Annotated in this window: 17 protein-coding genes; 11 read left to right on the top strand and 6 right to left on the bottom strand. The window is 70.0% G+C overall.

Annotated features, from left to right (window positions below):
- Positions 1-10 precede the first annotated feature (10 nt).
- Positions 11-421: a MarR family winged helix-turn-helix transcriptional regulator gene (locus tag BC793_RS03405; protein ID WP_109589020.1), complete on the bottom strand. Its 411-nt coding sequence runs from the start codon at positions 419-421 to the stop codon at positions 11-13.
- A gap of 132 nt (positions 422-553) precedes the next feature.
- On the opposite strand from BC793_RS03405, the gene BC793_RS03400 reads away from it, so the two are divergent.
- The 4 genes from BC793_RS03400 to BC793_RS03385 are packed head-to-tail and all read left to right on the top strand — an operon-like array spanning position 554 to position 4,255.
- The gene (locus BC793_RS03400) at positions 554-1,435 is read left to right on the top strand and encodes an SDR family oxidoreductase (protein WP_109589019.1); all 882 of its coding nucleotides are present in this window, start codon (positions 554-556) and stop codon (positions 1,433-1,435) included.
- Positions 1,387-2,304 (top strand): amidohydrolase family protein, encoded by a 918-nt coding sequence (locus BC793_RS03395; RefSeq protein ID WP_373871192.1) that lies wholly within the window; start codon positions 1,387-1,389, stop codon positions 2,302-2,304. The genes BC793_RS03400 and BC793_RS03395 overlap by 49 nt, the downstream gene beginning before the upstream one ends.
- Positions 2,301-2,759, top strand: a complete 459-nt coding sequence (locus tag BC793_RS03390; protein WP_109589017.1) for a MaoC family dehydratase — start codon at positions 2,301-2,303, stop codon at positions 2,757-2,759. Before BC793_RS03395 ends, BC793_RS03390 begins: the two co-directional genes overlap by 4 nt.
- Positions 2,760-2,770: 11 nt before the next feature.
- Positions 2,771-4,255 carry an acyl-CoA synthetase gene (locus BC793_RS03385; RefSeq protein WP_109589016.1) on the top strand — a complete coding sequence of 495 codons (1,485 nt, stop codon included), beginning with the start codon at positions 2,771-2,773 and terminating at the stop codon, positions 4,253-4,255.
- 28 nt (positions 4,256-4,283) lie between these two features.
- On the opposite strand, the gene BC793_RS03380 is transcribed toward BC793_RS03385, so the two are convergent.
- Entirely contained in the window at positions 4,284-5,042 is a 759-nt protein-coding gene (locus BC793_RS03380) for an SIR2 family NAD-dependent protein deacylase (RefSeq protein ID WP_373871193.1), read from the bottom strand.
- 73 nt (positions 5,043-5,115) lie between these two features.
- Here BC793_RS03380 and BC793_RS03375 point away from each other — a divergent pair, with 73 nt between their 5' ends.
- Positions 5,116-5,331 carry a hypothetical protein gene (locus BC793_RS03375; protein WP_109589015.1) on the top strand — a complete coding sequence of 72 codons (216 nt, stop codon included), beginning with the start codon at positions 5,116-5,118 and terminating at the stop codon, positions 5,329-5,331.
- Between the two features lie 35 nt (positions 5,332-5,366).
- Here BC793_RS03375 and BC793_RS03370 read toward each other — a convergent pair whose 3' ends face one another.
- Positions 5,367-6,152, bottom strand: coding sequence for an alpha/beta fold hydrolase (locus BC793_RS03370; protein ID WP_109589014.1), 786 nt, complete (start codon positions 6,150-6,152; stop codon positions 5,367-5,369).
- A gap of 88 nt (positions 6,153-6,240) precedes the next feature.
- On the opposite strand from BC793_RS03370, the gene BC793_RS03365 reads away from it, so the two are divergent.
- A complete protein-coding gene (locus BC793_RS03365) occupies positions 6,241-7,893 on the top strand; it encodes a GMC family oxidoreductase (RefSeq protein ID WP_109589013.1) in 1,653 nt (550 codons plus the stop codon).
- The gene (locus BC793_RS03360) at positions 7,890-9,383 is read left to right on the top strand and encodes a flavin-containing monooxygenase (protein WP_109589012.1); all 1,494 of its coding nucleotides are present in this window, start codon (positions 7,890-7,892) and stop codon (positions 9,381-9,383) included. Before BC793_RS03365 ends, BC793_RS03360 begins: the two co-directional genes overlap by 4 nt.
- Before the next feature lie 72 nt (positions 9,384-9,455).
- Here the strand turns inward: BC793_RS03360 and BC793_RS03355 are convergent, their stop codons facing one another.
- Positions 9,456-11,822, bottom strand: coding sequence for an RICIN domain-containing protein (locus BC793_RS03355; protein WP_109589011.1), 2,367 nt, complete (start codon positions 11,820-11,822; stop codon positions 9,456-9,458).
- A 285-nt stretch (positions 11,823-12,107) separates the two neighbouring features.
- On the opposite strand from BC793_RS03355, the gene BC793_RS49455 reads away from it, so the two are divergent.
- A complete protein-coding gene (locus BC793_RS49455; RefSeq protein ID WP_158319191.1) occupies positions 12,108-12,266 on the top strand; it encodes a hypothetical protein in 159 nt (52 codons plus the stop codon).
- An 18-nt stretch (positions 12,267-12,284) separates the two neighbouring features.
- Positions 12,285-13,376: a hypothetical protein gene (locus tag BC793_RS03350; RefSeq protein ID WP_146246178.1), complete on the top strand. Its 1,092-nt coding sequence runs from the start codon at positions 12,285-12,287 to the stop codon at positions 13,374-13,376.
- Positions 13,377-13,585: 209 nt separating this feature from the next.
- On the opposite strand, the gene BC793_RS50485 is transcribed toward BC793_RS03350, so the two are convergent.
- Entirely contained in the window at positions 13,586-13,801 is a 216-nt protein-coding gene (locus BC793_RS50485) for a hypothetical protein (protein WP_211340629.1), read from the bottom strand.
- Between BC793_RS50485 and BC793_RS03345 the strand changes: the two genes are divergently transcribed.
- On the top strand, positions 13,788-17,723 hold the full coding sequence (locus BC793_RS03345) for a polymorphic toxin-type HINT domain-containing protein (RefSeq protein ID WP_211340628.1): 3,936 nt from the start codon (positions 13,788-13,790) through the stop codon (positions 17,721-17,723). The genes BC793_RS50485 and BC793_RS03345 overlap by 14 nt on opposite strands.
- A gap of 68 nt (positions 17,724-17,791) precedes the next feature.
- Here BC793_RS03345 and BC793_RS03340 read toward each other — a convergent pair whose 3' ends face one another.
- Entirely contained in the window at positions 17,792-18,886 is a 1,095-nt protein-coding gene (locus BC793_RS03340) for a hypothetical protein (protein WP_109589008.1), read from the bottom strand.
- 348 nt (positions 18,887-19,234) lie between these two features.
- On the opposite strand from BC793_RS03340, the gene BC793_RS03335 reads away from it, so the two are divergent.
- A complete protein-coding gene (locus BC793_RS03335) occupies positions 19,235-19,555 on the top strand; it encodes an SUKH-4 family immunity protein (protein WP_109589007.1) in 321 nt (106 codons plus the stop codon).
- Positions 19,556-19,971: the final 416 nt, after the last annotated feature.

The raw sequence follows: 19,971 nt of genomic DNA, 5'->3' as shown, positions 1-19,971 counted from the left end.
CCCGCGGGGGTCAGGCCAGCGACTGCCAGGCGGTGATCAGGGACTGGCGGAAGCCGTCCGCCTGGTCGGCGGTCAGCTTGGAGATCATCCGGGCCTCCAGGTCGCGGACCGGGGCGTCGACCGCCGCGAGCAGGGTGCGCCCTTCGACGGTGAGGTGGATGAGCAGCTCGCGGCGGTTCGCCGGGTTGCGTTCGCGGCGGATCAGGCCACGCGTCTCCAGGGCCCGGACCAGGTCGGCGGTGGACTGGGCGGTGACGAACGAGTCGCGGGCGAGCTGGGCCGCGGACAGGCCGTCGTGGCGTTCCAGGACGGTGAGCGCCGTGTACTGCAACGCGGTGATGCCATGGCCGCGGACCACCTCGTCGAGGCGGGCGCGCACCGCGAGTTCCAGCTGTTTGACGAGGTAGAGCAGTGATGGCATGGGCGGCACATTACCCCATTGACAGGAAACCTGATCGTCATCCAGGATCAGATCGACAGGATTCCTGTTGATCGTGGTCGTCGCCGAAAGCGTGGGTCGACCACGTCCGTCGTCCGTGAGAGGTTGAAGAGTATGGATCTGAGCGGCAGGGTCGCCATCGTGACCGGCAGCGGCCGCGGGCTCGGTCTGGCCTACGCCAGGGCGCTCGCCGCGGCCGGCGCGTCCGTCGTCGTCAACGACGTGGACCAGGCCGTGGTCGACGCGGCGGTCGCCGGGATCGGCGGCGACACGATCGGGGTCGCGGCGGCGGTCGGCGACACCGAGAGTGCCGAGAAGCTGGTGAACGCCGCGGTCCAGGCGTTCGGCCGGCTCGACGTGCTGATCACCAACGCCGGCATCCTCCGCGACCGGGTGCTGTGGAAGATGACCGACGACGACTTCGACGCGGTCGTCCGGGTGCACCTGCGCGGCACGTTCACCTGTGCCCGGGCCGCCGCGATCCGGATGCGCGAGCAGGGCACCGGCGGCCGGATCATCCTGATCGGCTCCCCGGCCGGGCAGCGCGGCAACTTCGGGCAGACCAACTACGCCGCCGCCAAGGCCGGCATCGCCGCGATGGCCCGTACCTGGGCGCTCGAACTGGCCCGCAACGAGATCACCGTCAACGCCGTGATCCCGATCGCCGCCACCGAGATGACCCGGACGATTCCGGCGTTCGCCCCGGTCATCGAGGAGGCCGAGCGCACCGGTACGCCGTACCCGGCCTGGCTGCGCCACGACGAGGGCCTCGGCACCGTGGAGGACGTCACCGGTCTGATCACCTTCCTCGCCTCGGACGCCGCCAAGGGCATCACCGGCCAGGCGATCGGCGTCGGCGGCGACCGGCTGTCGCTGTGGTCGCACCCGGCGGAGAAGGCCGTCCGTTTCCAGGAGGGCGGCTGGTCCGCCGAGCAGATCGCGAACGGATGGGACTTCGAGCCGGAGACCTACGGCATCCCGGCGCCGAAGAAATGAACGCCGACGAGCTGGTCGCCATCGACGTGCACACGCACGCCGAGGTCAGCCGGGACGGCCACAGCTCGCTGAGCCCCGAGCTGCTCGGCGCCTCCGCCGACTACTTCAAGGCGCACGGCCACCGCCAGCCGACCATCGACGAGACGGCCGCCTACTACCGGGAGCGGACGATGGCCGCCGTCGTCTTCACCGTCGACGCCGAGCACGCCACCGGCCACCCGCGGATCCCGAACGAGGAGATCGCCGAGGACTGCGCGAAGCACCCGGACACGCTGATCCCGTTCGCGAGCATCGACCCGCACAAGGGCCGGGCCGGTGTCCGCGAGGCCCGCCGCCTGGTCGAGCGGTACGGCGTCCGCGGCTTCAAGTTCCACCCCAGCATCCAGGGGTTCGCCCCCGACGACCGGCTCGCCTACCCGCTCTACGAGGCGATCGAGGAGCTCGGCGCGGTCGCCCTGTTCCACACCGGGCAGACCGGCATCGGCGCCCGGGTGCGGGGCGGCGGCGGGATCCGCCTGCGGTATTCCAACCCGATGCTCGTCGACGACGTGGCCGTGGACTTCCCGGACCTGCGGATCATCCTGGCCCACCCCTCGTTCCCGTGGCAGGACGAGGCCCTGGCCGTCGCCACCCACAAGGAGCACGTCCACATCGACCTGTCCGGATGGTCGCCGAAATACTTCCCACCGCAACTGGTCCGGTACGCGAACAGCCTGCTCCAGGACAAGGTGCTGTTCGGCTCGGACTATCCGGTGATCACCCCGGACCGCTGGCTCGCCGATTTCGAGAAGCTCGACGTCAAGGACACGGTCCGCCCGAAGATCCTCAAAGAGAACGCCGCACGCCTACTTTTCCGGGAGCAGTCATGACCACCACCGTCAACGGCCTCGACGGACTCAAGAGCCTCGCCGGCCGGGACCTCGGCCACAGCGAATGGCTGGAGATCACCCAGGAGCGCGTCAACACGTTCGCCGACGCCACCGGCGACCACCAGTGGATCCACGTCGACGTCGAGCGCGCCCGGACCGGCCCGTTCGGCGCACCGATCGCCCACGGCTACCTGACCCTGTCCCTGGTCATCCCGCTCTTCACCCAGCTCCTCCAGGTGGACGGGATCGCGATGGGCGTCAACTACGGCCTGGAGAAGGTGCGTTTCCCCAGCCCGGTCAAGGTCGGTGCGAAGATCCGGCTCGCCGCGAAGGTGGTCAGCGTCGAGGACGTGGCCGGCAACGGCGTGCAGAGCACCTTCGACTTCACCGTCGAGGTGGACGGCTCGGACAAGCCCGCCTGCGTCGCCCGCCCGGTCTACCGCCACTACGCCTGAGGACGGCGACGATGCGCAACGCAGGGCTGGGGTCATGGCCGGGACGCCGGGCGGCCATGTCACCCGGCCACACCGCCCTGATCTTCGGGGAGCGGCGTACCACCTACGCCGAACTGCACGAACGCTCCGCGCGCCTGGCCACGGCCCTGCGTACCGCCGGAATCCAGCCCGGTGACCGGGTCGCCTACCTCGGCCCCAACCACCCGTCGTTCGTCGAGACGATGTTCGCCACCTGGATGCTCGGCGCGATCTTCGTGCCGCTGAACTTCCGGCTCACCCCGCCGGAGATCGAGTACCAGCTGCGGCACAGCGGGACGGCCCTCCTGGTCCACGCGATCCCGGTCGACGCCCCGGTCCGTACCAGAATCGCCCTGTCCGATCTCGATGCGTTCCGCGCCGCGGAACCGATCGCGGACGAGGCGGAGACCGGGCTCGACGACGTCGCCTGCATCCTCTACACGTCGGGCACCACCGGGCACCCCAAAGGGGCGATGCTCACCCACGGCAACCTCATCTGGAACTGCTACAACCTGCTCGTCTGCGTGGACGTCGCCAGCGACGAGATCACCCTGGTCAGCGCGCCGCTCTTCCACGTGGCCGCGCTCAACCAGTGCCTGCTGCCGACGTTCCTCAAGGGCGGCACCTCGGTGATCATGCCCGGCTGGGACGTCGACGGCTGCTTCGACGCCATCGCCGGGCACCGGATCACCTGGATGTTCGGCGTCTCGCAGATGTTCGCCGGCCTGTCGCAGTCGCCGCGCTGGGCGACCGCCGACCTGACCTCGGTGCGCTGCCTGATGACCGGCGGCGCACCCGTCCCGGAAGCCCTGATCCGTGCCTACCAGGAGCGCGGGCTGGCGTTCTGCCAGGGTTACGGCATGACCGAGACGGCGCCGGGGGCGACGTTCCTGGAGGCCCGGGAGAGCCGGGCCCATATCGGGTCGGCGGGACTTCCGGTCTTCTTCACGGACGTACGGGTGGCCCGCCCCGATCTCACCCCGGCCGATCCCGGCGAACCCGGGGAGGTGCTGGTCCGCGGCCCGAACGTGACTCCGGGGTACTGGAACGACCCGGCGGCCACCGCGGCCGCCCTCACCGACGGCTGGTTCCGCTCCGGCGACCTGGCGATCGTCGACGAGGCCGGCCACTACCGGATCATCGACCGCACCAAGGACATGTACATCTCCGGCGGCGAGAACGTGTACCCGGCCGAGGTGGAGGCGGCCATCTTCGAGCATCCGGCGGTCGCCGAGGCCGCGGTCGTCGGCGTGCCCGACGAGAAGTGGGGCGAGGTCGGCCGCGCCTTCGTCGTCCCGGCCCCCGGCTCGTCGCTGTCGCCCGGCGACGTCCCGGCGTTCCTGGCCGGCCGGCTCGCCAGGTACAAGATCCCGGTCTACGTCGACGTCGTCGACGACCTGCCGCGCACCGGCTCCAACAAGGTGCGCAAGGGCCCGCTGCGGACGAGGCCCCTGCCCGGCCCGGCCGGGCCGCGCTGACACTCCCGGCTCCGGGTCCGGCCCGCTGCTAGTCCGGCCAGGCCGCGCTGACCAGCTCCGGCAGCACGGTCGCCGCGGTGCCGTACAGGTTGATGCCGGCGACCTCGTCCAGCGGCGTGGGCTGCGGGTTCACCTGGATCACCGTGCCGCCGAACATCGACGCCACCTTGGGGATCTCGGCCGCCGGGTAGACCACGCCCGACGTGCCGACGGTCAGCAGCACGTCGCACTCGGTCGCCGCCTGCACCGCCTCCTCCAGGGCCTCCTCGGGCAGCGCCTCGCCGAACCACACCACCCCCGGGCGGATCGCACCGCCGCACCCGCAGCGCGGCGGTGCCAGCCGGCGGCCCTCCTCCGGCTCGTCGGCGGGGCCCGGATCGGCCGCCCGCGAACAGGCCGCACAGCGTGGTGTGAACAGGCTGCCGTGCAGGTGGACCGGCGACCGTGAGCCGGCGCGCTCGTGCAGGTCGTCCACATTCTGGGTGACCACGACGGTGTGCGGGGCCCGGGCCTCGATCGCGGCGACCGCCTCGTGCCCGGGATTCGGGTGGACCCGCTCGATCAGGGTGCGGCGCCACTCATACCAGCCCCACACCAGATCCGGGTCGTCCTCGAACGCCTGCGGGGTGGCCAGCGCCTGCGCGTCGAACCGTGCCCAGAGACCGGTCAGCGCGTCCCGGAAGGTGGGCACTCCGCTCTCCGCCGAGATGCCCGCGCCGGTGAACACCACCACCCGCCGCGCCCCGGCCAGGGCCTTCGCCGCCTCGCGCACGTCCACCATCGCCATCCCCCAGCCCGAATCACCGCACGAACGAGTGTCCCAGCGTCCATTCCGCCGGTGGCTCGTTGACCGGTCGAGTATGGAGGTTCTGTTGCCGTCGTCCAACCGGGATAACGCCCGCCGTCGTCTGCGCCATGCGGGCGACCGGCTGCTGACCGCGGTCGGCGACTGGACCGCGCCGGGGGACCGGCCCACCTTCTCCGACGACAGCCTGAGCACCCTGATCCGGGCGGTCACCCTGGCGGCGGCCGGGGTCTTCCTGGTCGCCATGCTGATCATCTGGCTGGTCCGCTGAGCACCGCCAGGCACGCCTGCTGGTCGCCATGCTGATCATCTGGCTCCTCCGTTGAGCACCGCCAGGCACGCCTGCGGGTCGTCGGCGAACGGCAGATGACCGCAGCCCGGCAGCGTGACGTGGCGGGCGCCGGGTAGCAGCGTGCGGGCTCGGCGCGACTGTGGGAACGGCAGTACGGCGTCCCGGGTGCCCCAGGCGATCGTCACCGGGTGGCTCGTCCGCTCGTACCGCCAGGGGGTCAGATCGGCGAAGGCGTCCCGGGCCGCGGTGAAGCCCGGCGCGGTGGCCAGCGCCCGGGCCGCCGCGACCGCATCGCCGGGGTCGAGGCGGTGCGGCCGGGCGTAGAAGAGCGCGCAGAAGGCGGACCGTCCCGTCGTGGAGGCCATGATCCGGGGGAGCCGGGCGTCCAGCCGGCCCGCGGCGACCCGGGCCGCGGTGACGACCGTCTGGGACCAGCGGCGGCCGGCGCCCGACCAGAAACCGACCGGTGCGAACGCCGTGACGGCGGACGCGCGGCCCCGCCGGCCGAGTTCCAGGGCGATGCCGCCGCCCAGCGAACTGCCCGCCACCTCGGGGTTGGCGATCCCGAGCCGGTCCAGGAAGGACTCGACCTGGTCGGCGAGGTGGGGCACCGAGCCCGCGTGCGGGGCGGGCGCCCACAGCGGTGACCCGCCGAACCCGGGCAGATCCAGGGCGATCACGTCGCGGCCGGTGGCCAGGCCGGCCAGGATCGGCGTCCACACCTGACGGTGGCTGCCCAGCCCGTGGATCAGCACCAGCGGCGGCCCGGATCCGCGACGGTCGTACGACAGCTCGGTCATCCGTCTTTTATGAGACCGTTTCGCGCTTTGCGCAAGACCTGGAGACCCATTGTTGACATGTTGCCAATAAGGGTGTGATGGTACGGCGATGTCGTACGACTACGACGTCCTCGTCATCGGCTCCGGGTTCGGTGGCAGCGTGACCGCGCTGCGCCTGACCGAGAAGGGCTACCGCGTCGGCGTCCTCGAGGCCGGTCGCCGGTTCACCGACGAACAGTTCGCCAGGACCTCCTGGCGGCTGCGCGACTACCTCTGGGCGCCCGCACTCGGCTGCTACGGCATCCTGCGCCTCACCCTGCTGCGCGACGTGATGATCATGTCGGGGGTGGGCGTCGGCGGCGGGTCGCTCGGCTACGCCTGCACCCTCTACGAACCACCCGCCGCGTTCTTCGCCGACCCGCAGTGGGCACACGTCACCGACTGGCAGACCGAGCTGGCCCCCTACTACGACCAGGCCAGACGCATGCTCGGGGTGACGGTGAACCCGGTCGCCACGGCCGCCGACGCGGTGCTGCGGAAAGTCGCGGAGGATCTCGGCGCCGGCCACACCTTCCGCCACACACCGGTCGGCGTCCTCTTCGGCGACACCCCCGGCGCGGAGGTGCCCGACCCCTTCTTCGGCGGCGCCGGCCCCGACCGCCGTACCTGCACGCTGTGCGGTTCGTGCATGACCGGCTGTCGCGGCAACGCCAAGAACACCCTGGTGAAGAACTATCTCTACCTGGCCGAGAAGGCCGGGGCGGTGGTCCACGAGCGGACCACGGTCACGACCGTGCGCCCCCGGCCCGACGGCGGCTACGCGGTGCACACCCGGGGGCGGGTGTTCACCGCCGGGCAGGTCGTCTTCGCCGGCGGCGCGCTCGGCACCCAGCGACTGCTGCACCGGATGCGCGACCGGGGATACCTGCCGCACCTCTCGCCGCGGCTGGGCGAGCTCAGCCGTACCAACTCCGAATCGATCCTCGGCGCCCGCACCCGCCGCCGGGACCGCGACTACACGCACGGCGTCGCGATCACCTCGTCCATCCACCCGGACCCGGTCACCCACGTCGAACCCGTCCGGTACGGACCCGGCAGCAACCTGCTGGCCCTGCTCGCCACCGTCCTGGTCGACGAGGGCCGACCCCGCTGGTGGCACGCCCTCAAGACCCTCGCCCGGGCCGGCCGCGACCTGCGGCTCTACACGTCCCCGCGGAACTGGTCGAAGGAGACCATCGTCCTGCTGGCCATGCAGCCGCTCGACAACTCGATCACCGTCCACACCCGGCGCGGCCTGTTCGGCCGGCGGATCACCAGCCGGCCCGGCATCGGCGAACCCAACCCGGTGTGGGTGCCGGCCGCCCACGACGTCGCGCGGCGGGTCGCGGCCGAGATCGACGGCGTCGCGACCGGCGCGTTCACCGAGATCGTCAACCGGCCGGTCACCGGGCACTTCATCGGCGGCTGTGCGATCGGCGCCACCGCCGAGACGGGCGTCGTCGACCCGTACCACCGGCTCTTCGGCCATCCCGGCCTGCACGTCATCGACGGCTCGACGGTCGCCGCGAACCTCGGCGTCAACCCGTCGCTCACCATCACCGCCCTGGCCGAGCGGGCGGTGGCGCTGTGGCCCAACGCCGGCGACGCCGACCCCCGGCCGGTCTCCGGTTACACACCGGTCGCCCCGGTGGCACCCCGGCACCCGGTCGTCCCGCCGACCGCGCCCGCGGCCCTGCGACTGACCATCGGAAGGCGGCCATGACCAGGATCGCGATCATCGGTGCCGGATTCGGCGGGGTCGCGGCCGCGGTCGAGCTGCTCAGGGCCGGCTCCGGCGACATCGTGATCCTGGAGAAGGCGGACCGGATCGGCGGGGTGTGGCGCGACAACACGTACCCCGGCTGCGCCTGCGACGTGCCCGCCCCGCTCTACTCGTTCTCGTTCGCCCTCAACCCGGACTGGTCCCGGCGCTACCCGCCGCACCACGAGATCCTCGCCTACCTGGAGCGGGTCGCCGACGAGAAGGGCGTCACCCCGCTCGTCCGGTTCGGTGCCGAGGTCGCCTCCGCCGACTGGACCGGCACCCACTGGCGGATCACCCTGACCGGCGGCGCCACCGTCGACGCCGACGTGCTGATCCCCGCCGTCGGCCAGCTGTCCCGCCCGGCGATCCCGGTACTGCCCGGCGCCGAGACGTTCACCGGCGTCGCCGTACACACCGCACACTGGACGCCCGGCATCCCGATCGACGGCCGGCGGGTCGCCGTGATCGGCACCGGCGCCAGCGCCATCCAGCTGGTCCCCGCCATCGCCGGGAAGGCCGCCCACGTCACCGTCTTCCAGCGCACCGCCCCCTGGACGGTCCCGAAACCCGACCGCCGCTACGGCCGGATCCGCCGCGCCCTGTCCCGCCGGATCCCCGCCCTGATGCGACTGTCCCGCGGCGCGACCTGGCTGCTCACCCTGGTGCAGGGCGCCGCGCTGCACGGCAACCGGACGCTCAACGCGGGCATCCGCGGTTACGCCTGGATCCAGCGCCACCGGCAGGTCCGCGACCCGGAACTGCTCGCCAAAGTCACCCCCGGCGAGCCGCTCGGCTGCAAACGGCTGCTGTTCACCAACGCCTGGCTGCCCACCCTCGGCCGCCCCGACGTCGACCTGGTTACCGAGAAGATCATCACGATCACCCCGTCCGGCGTACGCACCGCCGACGGCACCGACCACCCGTGCGACGTCCTCGTCTACGGCACCGGTTTCGCCGCCACCGAGTTCCTCGTCCCGATCCGCGTCACCGGCTGCGACGGCCGGCTGCTGTCCGACGAGTGGCGCGAGGGCGCCCACGCCTACCTGGGGCTGGCGGTCCCCGGCTTCCCGAACATGTTCCTGGTCTACGGCCCCAACACCAACACCGGCAACACCTCGGTCATCTACTTCCACGAGGCCCAGGCCCGCTGGATCGCCCAGGCGGTCCGTGCGGTCGCGGCGGGAGACACCCTGGCCGTACGTCCGGACGTGGCGGCCGCCTACGACAGCGAGATCCAGTCCCGCCTCGCCGGAAGCGTCTGGACGACCTGCCAGAGCTGGTACCGCACCGCCACCGGCCGAATCGTCACGAACTGGCCGGGCAAGGCGAAGGAGTACCGCCGCCGAACCGCCACCCTCGACCGCGCCGACTTCCTCCCCGCCGCAGCCCCCGGCAGCCGGACAACCAGGCGCTGTCCTGGCTGCGGTGTCACCCCGGGATGCAGCTGACAGCGGCGGGGCTGAACCGGTGTTCAGCCCCGCCGCTGTCAGGTTGTCTCGCTGGTGAAGCCGGTCAGAGGTTCACCACTTCTGGTTGCCGCCGCCGTTGCAGGTCCAGGTGGTGAGCTTGGCTCCGTCGTTGCGGTTGCTGCTCGGGATGTCGATGCACAGGCCCGAGTTGACGTTGCGCCAGGAGTTGTCCGTGTAGTACTCGAACTTCTGGGCCGCGCTGTCGTTGCAGGTGTAGAGCTGGATGATCGTGCCGTTGGTCTTGCCCGAGCCCTTCACGTCCATGCACTTGCCGTTGAAGCTCACGAAGCTCTTGGTGCGGTCCCAGATCCACTGCTGCGCGCTGCTGTTGTTGCAGGTGCGCATCTCCAGCTGCAGGCCGTTCTCGAACGTCGTGCCGGGAACGGTGATGCACTTGCTGTTCCACCGGCTGACCATCGTGTAGTCGTAGACCGCGGAGCTCCAGATCGCCTCGCCGGTGGCGTTGCGATACAGGACCAGGTTGCCGTCCTTCTGCATCTTGAGGGTGCTGGGCCCCTTGCCGTAGGTGCCGGACGACCAGATCGCGACGCCGTCGGACTTGCGCAGGACCAGGTTGCCGTCCGACTGGTTGATCAGTCGTACGCCCGTGGTGGTCTTGGTGTCCCAGATCGGCCGGCCACCCTTGGTGATCACCACGTTGCCGTCGTCCTGCAACCGCACGGCGTGCCCGATGAGCGAGTTCAGGAACTTCGCCTCGCCGAGTTCCTGGTCGAACAGCAGTTGGGTGTTGGTGGGGTGCCAGTTCTGGTTGGTGCCGCCGTTGACATCGAAGGTGAGGAGGCCGGCACCGTGGTCACGGCTGGCGTTCTGGACGGTGATGGCCCGCTGGGCGAACCCGTTGGTCCAGACGTAGTTCTCGCCGTTCTTGGTGTACTTGAAGGACTGGTCCGCCACCTCGGAGATGCTGCAGGTGCGGATCACGAACTTGATGTTGTTGGCGGCGGTCCGCTCGGCGAGCGTGACGCACTTGGTGCGGTCGGCGGCGTTGATGATGCGGTACCGGTCGGGCGTGTTGTACACGCGCATCGCGATCCACCGCTGCCTGTCGCTGTCGGCGCAGTTGGCCTGGACCAGTTGCGTCTCGTTGCTGAAGTTGTCACCGGCCGCGGCGAGGCACTTCTCGGAGTTCTGGTTGCGCCACTGCCAGGACTTGCGGCTCGGCCGGTTGTCGTGGTCGGGGGCGACGCGGTTGCGGCCGACGCGCACGAAGTCGTTGACCACGTCGGGGCCGGCGACGGCGAGGGCCTGGGTGGCCGCGGTGACGAGGTTGTCGAAACCGTCCGCGGCCGCCTTGGTCCGGATGCTGTCGGCGTTGCGGCGGTCGGCGGCCTCGGCCTCCGCCTCGAGACGGGCGCGGTCTGCCCGGTTGGCGGTGTAGATGCCGCTGTTGATGAACGCGATCCAAACGGCGCTCTCGCTGCTGCGGAGCGCGGTCCGGGCGGCGTTCGCGATCTCGACGCGACGCGGGTCGCCGTCGGTGAGGTCCCAGATCCAGAAGATGAAGTCGTCGTCGGTCATGGCGAGCTTGCCCGCGTCGGGGATCACACCGAGCACGGCGGCGGCAGCGCGCAGGTCGCCTTCGCGTTCGATGCGCCGCTGCTCGGCCTCGCCCTCCTCCTCGGCGGCCTTGATGGCGTCCTGCACGTCCTGGTCGGCAGCGACCTGTACGCCGGTGAGCAGGAAGGTGCGCCGCTCCTCGGCGGTGTCCCTGAGAGCGGCGTCGGCGGCGGCCACGACCCGAGGGCCGGTGGCCTTGGTGAAGATTTCGAAGACGGTGTCGCGTTCGGAGAGCACGAGCATGTACCCGTCGGCGTCCAGCGGGATCTTGGCGGCGGCGTAGGCGTTGCGCCGTAGCTCGCGGGCCTCACGGGCGGCCGTCTCGTCGCTGATCTTCTTGGCGTCGTCGGCGATCTTGGCGTCGAAGATGCCCTGACGGATGAAGACGCGGCAGACGACCCCGATGGTCTTGTCGTCGGCTGACAGCGCCAGCTCGGCGGCGTTGCGGATCAGGGGTTGATCGGCGGTGTGCTGCCAGATCTTGAAGACGAAGTCGCGGTCGGACTTGTTGAGCCAGTCGGCGCCGGGCTCGATGTCGATCGACCGGGCGGCTGCGAGCTTCTCCGCGAGGGTGGTGGGCAGTCCGTCGTCCTCGACGGGATCGTCCGCAGCGGCCCGAGCCTCAGGGACGTCGGCCGCCGACGTGGTGGCCGGCGCGGCTTCGCGAGTGGCCGTCTTGGGTGTCTTCGGCGCGTTGGTGGCAGAAGGTGTCGGTGAGGGCACCGGGGCCGGTGGGGTCACGGCGACGGCCGGGCTGGTGATCAGCGTCACCAGTGCTGAGGCCGTGACCGCGACGAGCAGCCCACGGATGGCGAGTGGTCGCCGGGTGGAGGTGTGCATGAAATCCCCGTTGGTTGTTGAACGAACGTGCTGGTGCCGCCCTTGTGAAGGCGGAATCGGCCGAGGCGGGAAGTGGCCTGCGAGGGCGTATGAGAACGCGGCCGCGCATTCGACCTGGAAGCGCGAACGGTACGGACATCGTGAATGTGCGTCAATGGCATTACGCGCGGCCTTAATCGCGGGTTCATAGTTGTAACAATTCAGGAAATGGCTTTCCCAGATTGATTCGAGCGGGGTGGCGAGCCGGTCCGGGGTCGTGTTAGATCGAGCCAGGTCTCGGCGGGCATGAATGAAAGCTGGTTCGCCGTCGCTGACCCCGTCATCGCGAATTCCCTGCTGTTCGGCCTGTCAGGCGATGCCTGCAGGGTGTGGGGACGCATGCGAGCGCCCGCCCCGATTTCGGTGTCGGTGCTGGTGGAGGCCACTCTCGACGGGGTGAAGTGAAACACGGGGGATAATTTAATGAATTCTCGAGCAACGGCCCGTGGGGCCGTTCTTCTGGCTGCCCTGATGGCGGCGCCGGGCCTGGTGACCGCCGGGCCGGCACCGGTATGGGCGGCCACGCCGACGTCGATGATGGCCGCGACGGCCACCAATCGGGCGGCGGCGGACCTTGCCTACGTGACCCATCTGGCGCTGTACGACACGCGTTTGCTGGTGCGGGTCGCGGCCGGCAACGCGATCGTCGTCCAGCCGCATCTGGTCAATGCGGCGGTGACACGCTTCCTGAAGTCGGAGATGAAGTTCGCGGTCGACTATTCACGGGAGAGGAACGCCGCGAACGTCGATTTCGCCGAGCGGATCCTGGCCACGCACACGCCTGAGTACGCGCCCGAGGTGCACGCCGCTGCGGCGTTCGCGCTGTCACGGGGCGCGGCGGCGTTGGATGTGTTCGCGCGGACCGGTTACGAGGCCGCCAAGAAGCGGGATCGTGTGACGCGGGAGGCGGCCGGCGAGCGGGCGGCGGCGTTGCGGGCTGAGGACCGTGCGTTCGTGGTGTTCCTCCACGAGAAGGATCCGGGCCCGAACGTGAAGGCCGCGGCGGGGTACGCGTTGCGTGGTGATGCGACCGACGCGGATGTGGTCGAGTTCTTCGCCTATGACTGGGCCGCCGCCGCCGCGTCGGACCTGGAGACGTTGAAGGTGCGCTGCGGGGACGCCGACATGGTGGGCCGGGCCTCCCTGATCCAGCTGGAGTCCAGCGCCCGCAAGGCGGAGCAGGCCGCACTGCTGGCTGCCGACGAGGTGAAGGCGCAGAAGCTGGCCCTTGCGGCGCGTGCGTGGGAGCTCGTCGGTGAGCAGGCCGACCCGATGGCCGGCACGTGGGACGAGGCCGAGCGGGTCGCGATCGAGCAGGCGGCGCACTGGCGGCAGATCGCGGTGGACGCGGCCGCGGCGGCTGTCGACAACCCCAACTGGTCCTCCATGGCCGAGTCGGCGCAGGCCACGGCGCAGCAGTGGCAGCTCGAACGCGACAACGCCGCCGAGCAGGCCGCCTTCTGGGCCGCCCGTTACCAGGAAGCGCTGGCCGGCGAGCTGCGCATGCAGCCCTGACCCGTCCGCTCGCACCCTCCACGGTGTCCCGCCGTCCTCACCAGCCTTTCCGTAGAAGGAACCAGGTGCCATGAACAGCTTCCGCGTGCCCTCTGACGGGGTCGTGACATGAACTTTGTGAAAAGAGTCCGTTCGGCGGTCCTGATGTCGCTGGCGGCCACGCTCGTGGTGACGAGCGTGCACGTGCCGCCGGCGGTGGCCGGGCCGCGTCAGGCGGTGGCACAGACGGCGAGGCTCGCCGACATCCCGGTGCCGCCGCTGGTGACCGATCCGTGGGACGGCAGCGAGGGCGTCTCGGAGGAGGACGAGCGGTGGCGGCAGTGGGTTGCCGACCAGGCGGAATGGGCCGAGGAGCCGGAGATCCGGGACGCGGCGCTGGCGGCTCTGGCCACCGGCGACAGCGCGGTGATCATGAAGTTCGTCATGGAGGACATGCCGGTCCTGGACGAGCAGGTCGCCGACCGCAAGCGCAAGGAGGCCGCGGACAACCTGGCCAAGGTCAAGGCGATGCGCGGCACCGGTGTCGCGGGTGGCTACTTCAACGCCGAGGTCGAGCGGGTGCTGGCCGCAGGCCCGTACGACCGGGTGTTGTTCCTGGCCTATGGTGCGCGGATCGCGCGGGAGCGTGACCAGCAGGCCGGCCGGCAGAACCAGGACCGGGCCGTGCAGTTGCGGGCGCGGGTGCAGATGATCGCCGGCGGCGCGCCGGAGCAGTCGCAGGTCCGCCGGGCCGCGGAGGCGGCACTGGCCGCGGGTGACACGGCGATCGCCGCGTTCCTCAAGACCGGCTATCTGGCCGCGGCCAACGCTGACGCCGCCGCGTGGGAGCAGCATCTCAAGGACCTGGAGGAGCGCACCAAGGCCGCCGAGGCCCTGAGTGACCTGGCGCAGCGGTCGGAGCGGGCGAACCAGGCCCGCCGGCAGTTGATGATCGCGCACGGCGATGCTGTCAAGGCGTTGATGCTGGCCGCCAACGCGATGGGTGCCGCGTCGAACAACGCCCGGGAGGCTTCGCGGATCATCGCCGGTAACGCGACGGTGGCGGTCAAGGCGAACCAGTTGGGTACGGCCAAGGACCTGACCGCGGCCGAGTTGACCCGGGTGGAGAATGCCGCGGAGCAGACCCGGGTCGCGGCGTCCAAGGCGACGGCGGCGACGGATGTGCTGGTCGAGACCGGGCTGGAGTACGGGATCGAGTGGGCGCGGATCACGCAGGGCATGAACGAGGCCGCCACCGCCGCGGTCCAGGCGACCCGCACCGCCGCGCACGCGATCGATGCGACGATCGCGACGAACAACGCGCAGGGTGCCCAGGCGCAGGCCGAGGCGCGGGAGCAGCAGGCGATCACCTGGAACCACCACGCTGAACAGCACGCCCGTGCGGCCGCACGGTTGGCGGCTGCGGCGGAGAAGCAGGCTGCCGCGGCGAAGACCGCTGCGGCGCGGGCGAAGACGGCGCGGGAGCAGGCCGAGGCGGCCGAGCGCAAGGCGGCGGCGGAGGCGGCGAAGGTCGCTCAGCAGCGCAAGATCGCCGAGGACCAGGCCGCTGAGGCAGCCCGGCAGCGCAAGGCCGCCGAGGAGGAGCGCGCCGCCGCGGAACGCCATCGCATCGAGGCCGAGAAGCAGGCCGCGATCGCCAACAGCGCCCGCGGCGAGGCCGATCGGCAGGCCGGCATCGCCGCCCAGTCACGTGGTAGGTCTGAGGCGGCTGAGGAAGCAGCCGCAGAGGCCGACCAGAGCGCCTGGCAGCAGGAGGACGCCGCTCGGCAGGCCCGCGACGCGGCGAACATCGCCGAGCGTAACGAGCAGACCGCCAAGGCCAAGGCGCAGGCCATGCGCGCGGCGGCGGCGTCGGCGGACACCGACGCGGAGCGCCGTGAGGCCGAGGAGCAGGCGGCTGTCGCCGAGCGGGAGGCCGTCACCGCGGGTAACGCCGCCAGGTCGGCTCGGGCGGCGGCGAACACCGCTACCGGGGCTGCTGCCAACTCCCGGGCCGCCGCAACCAGGGCTCAGCAGGCTGCTGATGCGGCGTGGGCGGCCTACGAGAAGGCCCAGGCGGCGGCGAAGGCTGCTGATGCGGCCGCGGACAAGGCCGAGTCCGGTGCCCGTGCGACGCATGCGGCGCGGGTGAAGGCCGATGCGAAGGCTGCGCAGGCGACAGCTCAGCAGGTGAAGGCTGCGGAGGCGGCGAATGCCGCGCAGCGGTTGGCGTCGCAGGCCAACGATGAGGCGGGTAAGTCGTTGCGGGCCGCCGAGCGGACGCGGGATGCGGCGCAGGCGGCGATGAGCGAGGCGGTGGCGGCCAGTGCGCAGGCCGACGACGCGGTTGCCGCCTCGCAGGCCGCGGCGACCTCGGCTGCGGGTATCGCCGCTCCGGCGAACACGGCGATCGCGATGGTGCGGCCGTTTGCCGGCGCCGACATCGACGCGGACTTCGTCGTGCGTGTCGCGGAGCAGGCGAAGGTCATCGGTGCGGAGCAGGCCGAGGCCGCGCGTATCCGGGCGACCGAGGCGATCGAGGCGGCCCGGTTGGCCACCGAGGCTGCCGTGCGGGCGGAGCGTCACGTCAAGTTCGCCTACGAGGAGGCGGCCAAGGCAGCGGGGTCGGCGGCGAACGCGGCGAAGTCGGCGGCCGAGGCCAAGCAGTCCGCTGCCGAAGCCGCCGCGGAGGGGGCTGCCGCCCGGCTCGCGGCCGCCAACGCCGCCCGGCACGACGCGCAGGCCCGGGCTGACGCCGCCGCGGCCCGTGCCTCGGCCAACGCCGCGGCCAGCGACGCCAACGCCGCCGGACGCAGCGCCCAGAATGCCCAGGACGAAGCCGACCGCGCCGACCAGGCCGCCACCGCAGCCGAAGCCGACGCCGCAGCCGCTCAACAGGCCGCTTCGCGGGCGGAAGCCGACGCCTCGGCGGCACGCACGGCAGCCGACAACGCTCAACGCCATGCCGAAAGTGCCGGGCAAGCCGCGAACAATGCGCTGCAGCACGCCGTTGACGCACAGGCAGCCGCCGATCGCGCTGAGGAGGCAGAACGTCAGGCCCAGGCCCAGGCCATCGCCGACGCGGCAGCCGGCGGCACCCTCGACCCTCTCGACCCGGACTTGCTGAAGTACCTCTCACCCGAGGAACAGGCCGAGTTGCGTCAGGCACACGCCGACGCCGGGCTCAGCATCCTCGACTTCCTCAAGGCCGAGGCCGCCGACCTGCTCTGGGAGCTGTCCGGCGCCGGTGACCTGGTCGGCTGCTTCCGCGACGGCAACATCGAAGCGTGCCTCTGGAGTCTCGCGGGCCTGCTCGGCGGCATCAAAGCCGTCCGCGCCGGCTACAAGATCATCAAGGCGCTCCCGAAGATCATCAACTTCATCAAGAAGGTCAAGGACGCCAAGAAGCGCCGCGACGTCCTTCTCGAACTAGCACGACGCCTGAAGAAGGAAGCCAAGGACAGCGATCCCGACTGCAACGAGGACAACAGCTTCCTTCCCGGCACCCCGGTCCTGCTCCCAGGCGGAGCCGTTCGCCCGATCGAGCAACTGAAGATCGGGGATCTGGTTGTCGCAACCAACCCGCGGACGGGTGAGACGACCGCCAAGCCTGTCGTCGACACCATCGTCGGTAGCGGCGCCAAGAAGCTGGTCGACGTCACCATCGACACCGGCGACGACCGTCCCGCCACGATTACGGCCACCCATAACCACCCCTTCTGGGTGCCGGCGCTGTCCGAATGGATCGTTGCCGAGAAGCTGTCGCCCCAACAGTGGCTGAGGACCAGCGCCGGTACTCATGTTCAGATCACAGCGATCCGGCATCACGCGGCTGACGCTCGAGTCCACAACCTCACCGTCGCCGATGTTCACACCTACTATGTGGTGGCGAATTCGACCGCGATTCTGGTCCACAACTGCTTCCGTCAGGATGCAATCGACGCCCAGAAACGTGCGCAGAAGATGGCCGACACGTGGGGCAGGGGCCACAGTTGGTCGACCGTCGCTGTCATCGGTGTGCGCCACAAAGTGACCGGGAAGATCTCGAAGAAGGTTTCGCTCGCCGGGGGCAAGGACATCAGCGCTGTTGGCGAGAACGTCCTGAACTCCGGGGAGGATTTCATCCTCGGGCAGTTGGTTCCCGGCCGGGTCACCGCCGCAGGGAAGCCGGCATACGAGCACGCAGAAGAAGCAGTGTTCAACTGGGCGAAGAAAAATGGTTATGAGGTTGTCTACGGCGGAACCTCACGGAATGTGTGCCGATCGGTCTGCGCTCCACTGGTCGAGCAGGAGATGACACTCGACGGGAAGCCGTTCAGAGGACGAGCGGACAAGACCAAGTTCCGAACCTTCTGGCTCGTGGAGTGAGAAGCCTGTAGTGAAGAGACGAACCCGGCCCGCCGTTCACCACGCGGGCCGGGTTCGTCGTTCGGAAGTCAGTCGCGAGTCAGTTCCCAGAAATGGATCTGGTCTCGCTCCCTGGAAAGGGTGTACCAGAGGTTGCCGCCCGCCGAGCGAGGGGGACCGGTGATCGAAAATGGATAGTCGATCTCGTCCTCCAGACGCATCTCGGTGGTGTTCACCAGCCAGTGGCGGCCTTGGCCGTAGCGGGCGTCGCACTCGGAGGTGCCGGCGATGACGGCGGCGCCGTCGAGGAATGCCGCTTCGAAATCCCAGTATGTTCTGCCGTCGTCCGAGTTGAGTGGGTGCTTCGGCACTGCGTCGGCGGCGTCCAACTCTCCTGCCACGGAGTCCGTCCGGAGGTCGTGACGGATCAACGACCATTGACCTACCGATGTCGTCAGAACATGTCTTCCGGCCGGGTCGGCGTCCAGGATCACCCGTTCGATGCCGATCTCGTCGACCGTCAGTTCACTTCCGTCCCATTGGCCCCAGAGCGCCGGCGAGCCCTCCTCGCCCTCGCCGATGCTCAGTCCCATCTGTCCTGTGTCGGGGTGGTGGGTGTGCGCGGAGTTCGACGCCGTGGTCGACGTCTCCACGTGGCCGAGGACGGTCCCGCGTCCCGCGTCCACGACCACCCACAGTTCCTGTCCGTCCTCCGTCTCCGGATCGCTCTGCAGGGGGCCGATAACGTGTGCCCAGACGAGGAGTCCGTCCGCACTCACCGCCGCGGATCCGCTGTCGGCATGTTCGTGGGCCTCCTCGAACAGATCGTCGTCCGGGTTCGCGGAGGGGTGAGTGTCGCTTCCCGACCAACAGCCGTGCCTGACCTCCCACCGGACGGCACCAGTGGCCTCGACGGCGCGCACCCCGTGAACTCCGGCGAACACGGCGATGTCCTGGTCCGGTGCGGCTGTCACAGCCCCGAAACGACGTGGCCAAGGCGCTCGAAAGCGCACCTCCGAAGTCGGCTCCCCAACGAGTCGATCGAGGTTTTGGGTCACCAGTTCGGTGTCACCACGCTGGACGAGCAGTCGTCGGCCGGGCCAGTGCAAGACCCTGGGGGCGTCGGCCGAAGACGGGTCAAGGGGGGCGGCAACAGTGGAAACGAGACGGGCAGTACGTGCCATGCAGGACTCCTCAGGAATTCGCGATCCAGCCGTCGCCCTGAAATGCCGGGTGCCGGGTGCCGGTGTCAGTGCAGGGCTGATCGAAGGCGTCGTGCGCCGCGGAACGGCTCGCGGGTTCTGTGATCACCATCTGTATACCTGTCCGCTCGGGATCCGGCTGACCGATAGGGCGAGATCCACACGACATCGAGCCGACGCGAGCGATGACCGCGGTCATCCGGTTGGCGTACCGCAACAGCCATGAGCCACGCGCCCTGATCCAGGCGCGCGGGTCGAGAGAAGCGATACCGGATGACCCGAGCACTCCGGGGTGGAGATCGGGAATCTTGACGGCTGTGGTGACGCAGCCTGGGGCGGTACGAGGACGGCGTCAACACCTACTGGGTGAGGTTGCAGGACGGCGCGGTCTGGATGCTGTTCGGTTACGACGACGTTCCGCAGAGGACCGCTCGGATCAATACGTCGGTAGCGGCGTTGCAGACGATCCTCACGCTGTGGGACGGGTTCGTCGGGTCCGGCGTTCATGAGGACGACGACGGCTATGAGGAGTTGGTCGGGGAGGTTCTGCGCCGTGCCGGTGAGGCGGATCCGGAGATGTTCGAGAACGAGGAGTCCTGGTGGTCGCGGGTCTTCGAGGAAGTGGAGCTCGGAGTCCTGGCGCCGGAGTGAAGTATTGCGGTCCCGGGTCGCGGGTGCACCGACACGCACCCGTGCCCGAGGGTTGATGCCGAGGTGACGCGACGTCGATCCGGGCGATCGGACGGACGCCACGCAGCAGGCGGGACGGGGCGGCCCGGGTGTCGAGGTGCCAGTTGGCTCTGTATTCGCCACGCCCTTCGGTGCTGCTTCCCGTCCTGGCGTGTTCGGGGATGGACGGGCGTCCACCTTCGCCCGGCTCAAGGCGGGCTGCGATGGACGAGCGGGGACGATGCGATGATGATCAGCGCGTAAGGGTGGGCGGATTCTCCGAATGTGTTCGGGTCGTCACCGAGTGCTGGCCTGATCGGAGCGGGATCGACGATGTCGACTACTGTGAAGTGATTGCCCCCCCGGATTCGAGATCAGATAGATGCTGTTGACGATTT

Source organism: Actinoplanes xinjiangensis, assembly GCF_003148685.1.
In the GTDB taxonomy this organism is placed as follows: domain Bacteria; phylum Actinomycetota; class Actinomycetes; order Mycobacteriales; family Micromonosporaceae; genus Actinoplanes; species Actinoplanes xinjiangensis.
The sequence above is the reverse complement of the archived record's forward strand: the minus strand, read 5'-3'. Positions and strand labels throughout refer to the sequence as shown.

What these genes read in the sequence shown, in the direction of transcription:
- BC793_RS03405 (WP_109589020.1), bottom strand. Translation starts at nt 421, where the DNA reads ATGCCATCACTGCTCTACCTCGTCAAACAGCTGGAACTCGCGGTGCGC.
- BC793_RS03400 (WP_109589019.1), top strand. Translation starts at nt 554, where the DNA reads ATGGATCTGAGCGGCAGGGTCGCCATCGTGACCGGCAGCGGCCGCGGG.
- BC793_RS03395 (WP_373871192.1), top strand. Translation starts at nt 1,387, where the DNA reads ATGGGACTTCGAGCCGGAGACCTACGGCATCCCGGCGCCGAAGAAATG.
- BC793_RS03390 (WP_109589017.1), top strand. Translation starts at nt 2,301, where the DNA reads ATGACCACCACCGTCAACGGCCTCGACGGACTCAAGAGCCTCGCCGGC.
- BC793_RS03385 (WP_109589016.1), top strand. Translation starts at nt 2,771, where the DNA reads ATGCGCAACGCAGGGCTGGGGTCATGGCCGGGACGCCGGGCGGCCATG.
- BC793_RS03380 (WP_373871193.1), bottom strand. Translation starts at nt 5,042, where the DNA reads ATGGCGATGGTGGACGTGCGCGAGGCGGCGAAGGCCCTGGCCGGGGCG.
- BC793_RS03375 (WP_109589015.1), top strand. Translation starts at nt 5,116, where the DNA reads ATGGAGGTTCTGTTGCCGTCGTCCAACCGGGATAACGCCCGCCGTCGT.
- BC793_RS03370 (WP_109589014.1), bottom strand. Translation starts at nt 6,152, where the DNA reads ATGACCGAGCTGTCGTACGACCGTCGCGGATCCGGGCCGCCGCTGGTG.
- BC793_RS03365 (WP_109589013.1), top strand. Translation starts at nt 6,241, where the DNA reads ATGTCGTACGACTACGACGTCCTCGTCATCGGCTCCGGGTTCGGTGGC.
- BC793_RS03360 (WP_109589012.1), top strand. Translation starts at nt 7,890, where the DNA reads ATGACCAGGATCGCGATCATCGGTGCCGGATTCGGCGGGGTCGCGGCC.
- BC793_RS03355 (WP_109589011.1), bottom strand. Translation starts at nt 11,822, where the DNA reads ATGCACACCTCCACCCGGCGACCACTCGCCATCCGTGGGCTGCTCGTC.
- BC793_RS49455 (WP_158319191.1), top strand. Translation starts at nt 12,108, where the DNA reads ATGAATGAAAGCTGGTTCGCCGTCGCTGACCCCGTCATCGCGAATTCC.
- BC793_RS03350 (WP_146246178.1), top strand. Translation starts at nt 12,285, where the DNA reads ATGAATTCTCGAGCAACGGCCCGTGGGGCCGTTCTTCTGGCTGCCCTG.
- BC793_RS03345 (WP_211340628.1), top strand. Translation starts at nt 13,788, where the DNA reads ATGAAGTTCGTCATGGAGGACATGCCGGTCCTGGACGAGCAGGTCGCC.
- BC793_RS50485 (WP_211340629.1), bottom strand. Translation starts at nt 13,801, where the DNA reads ATGACGAACTTCATGATCACCGCGCTGTCGCCGGTGGCCAGAGCCGCC.
- BC793_RS03340 (WP_109589008.1), bottom strand. Translation starts at nt 18,886, where the DNA reads ATGGCACGTACTGCCCGTCTCGTTTCCACTGTTGCCGCCCCCCTTGAC.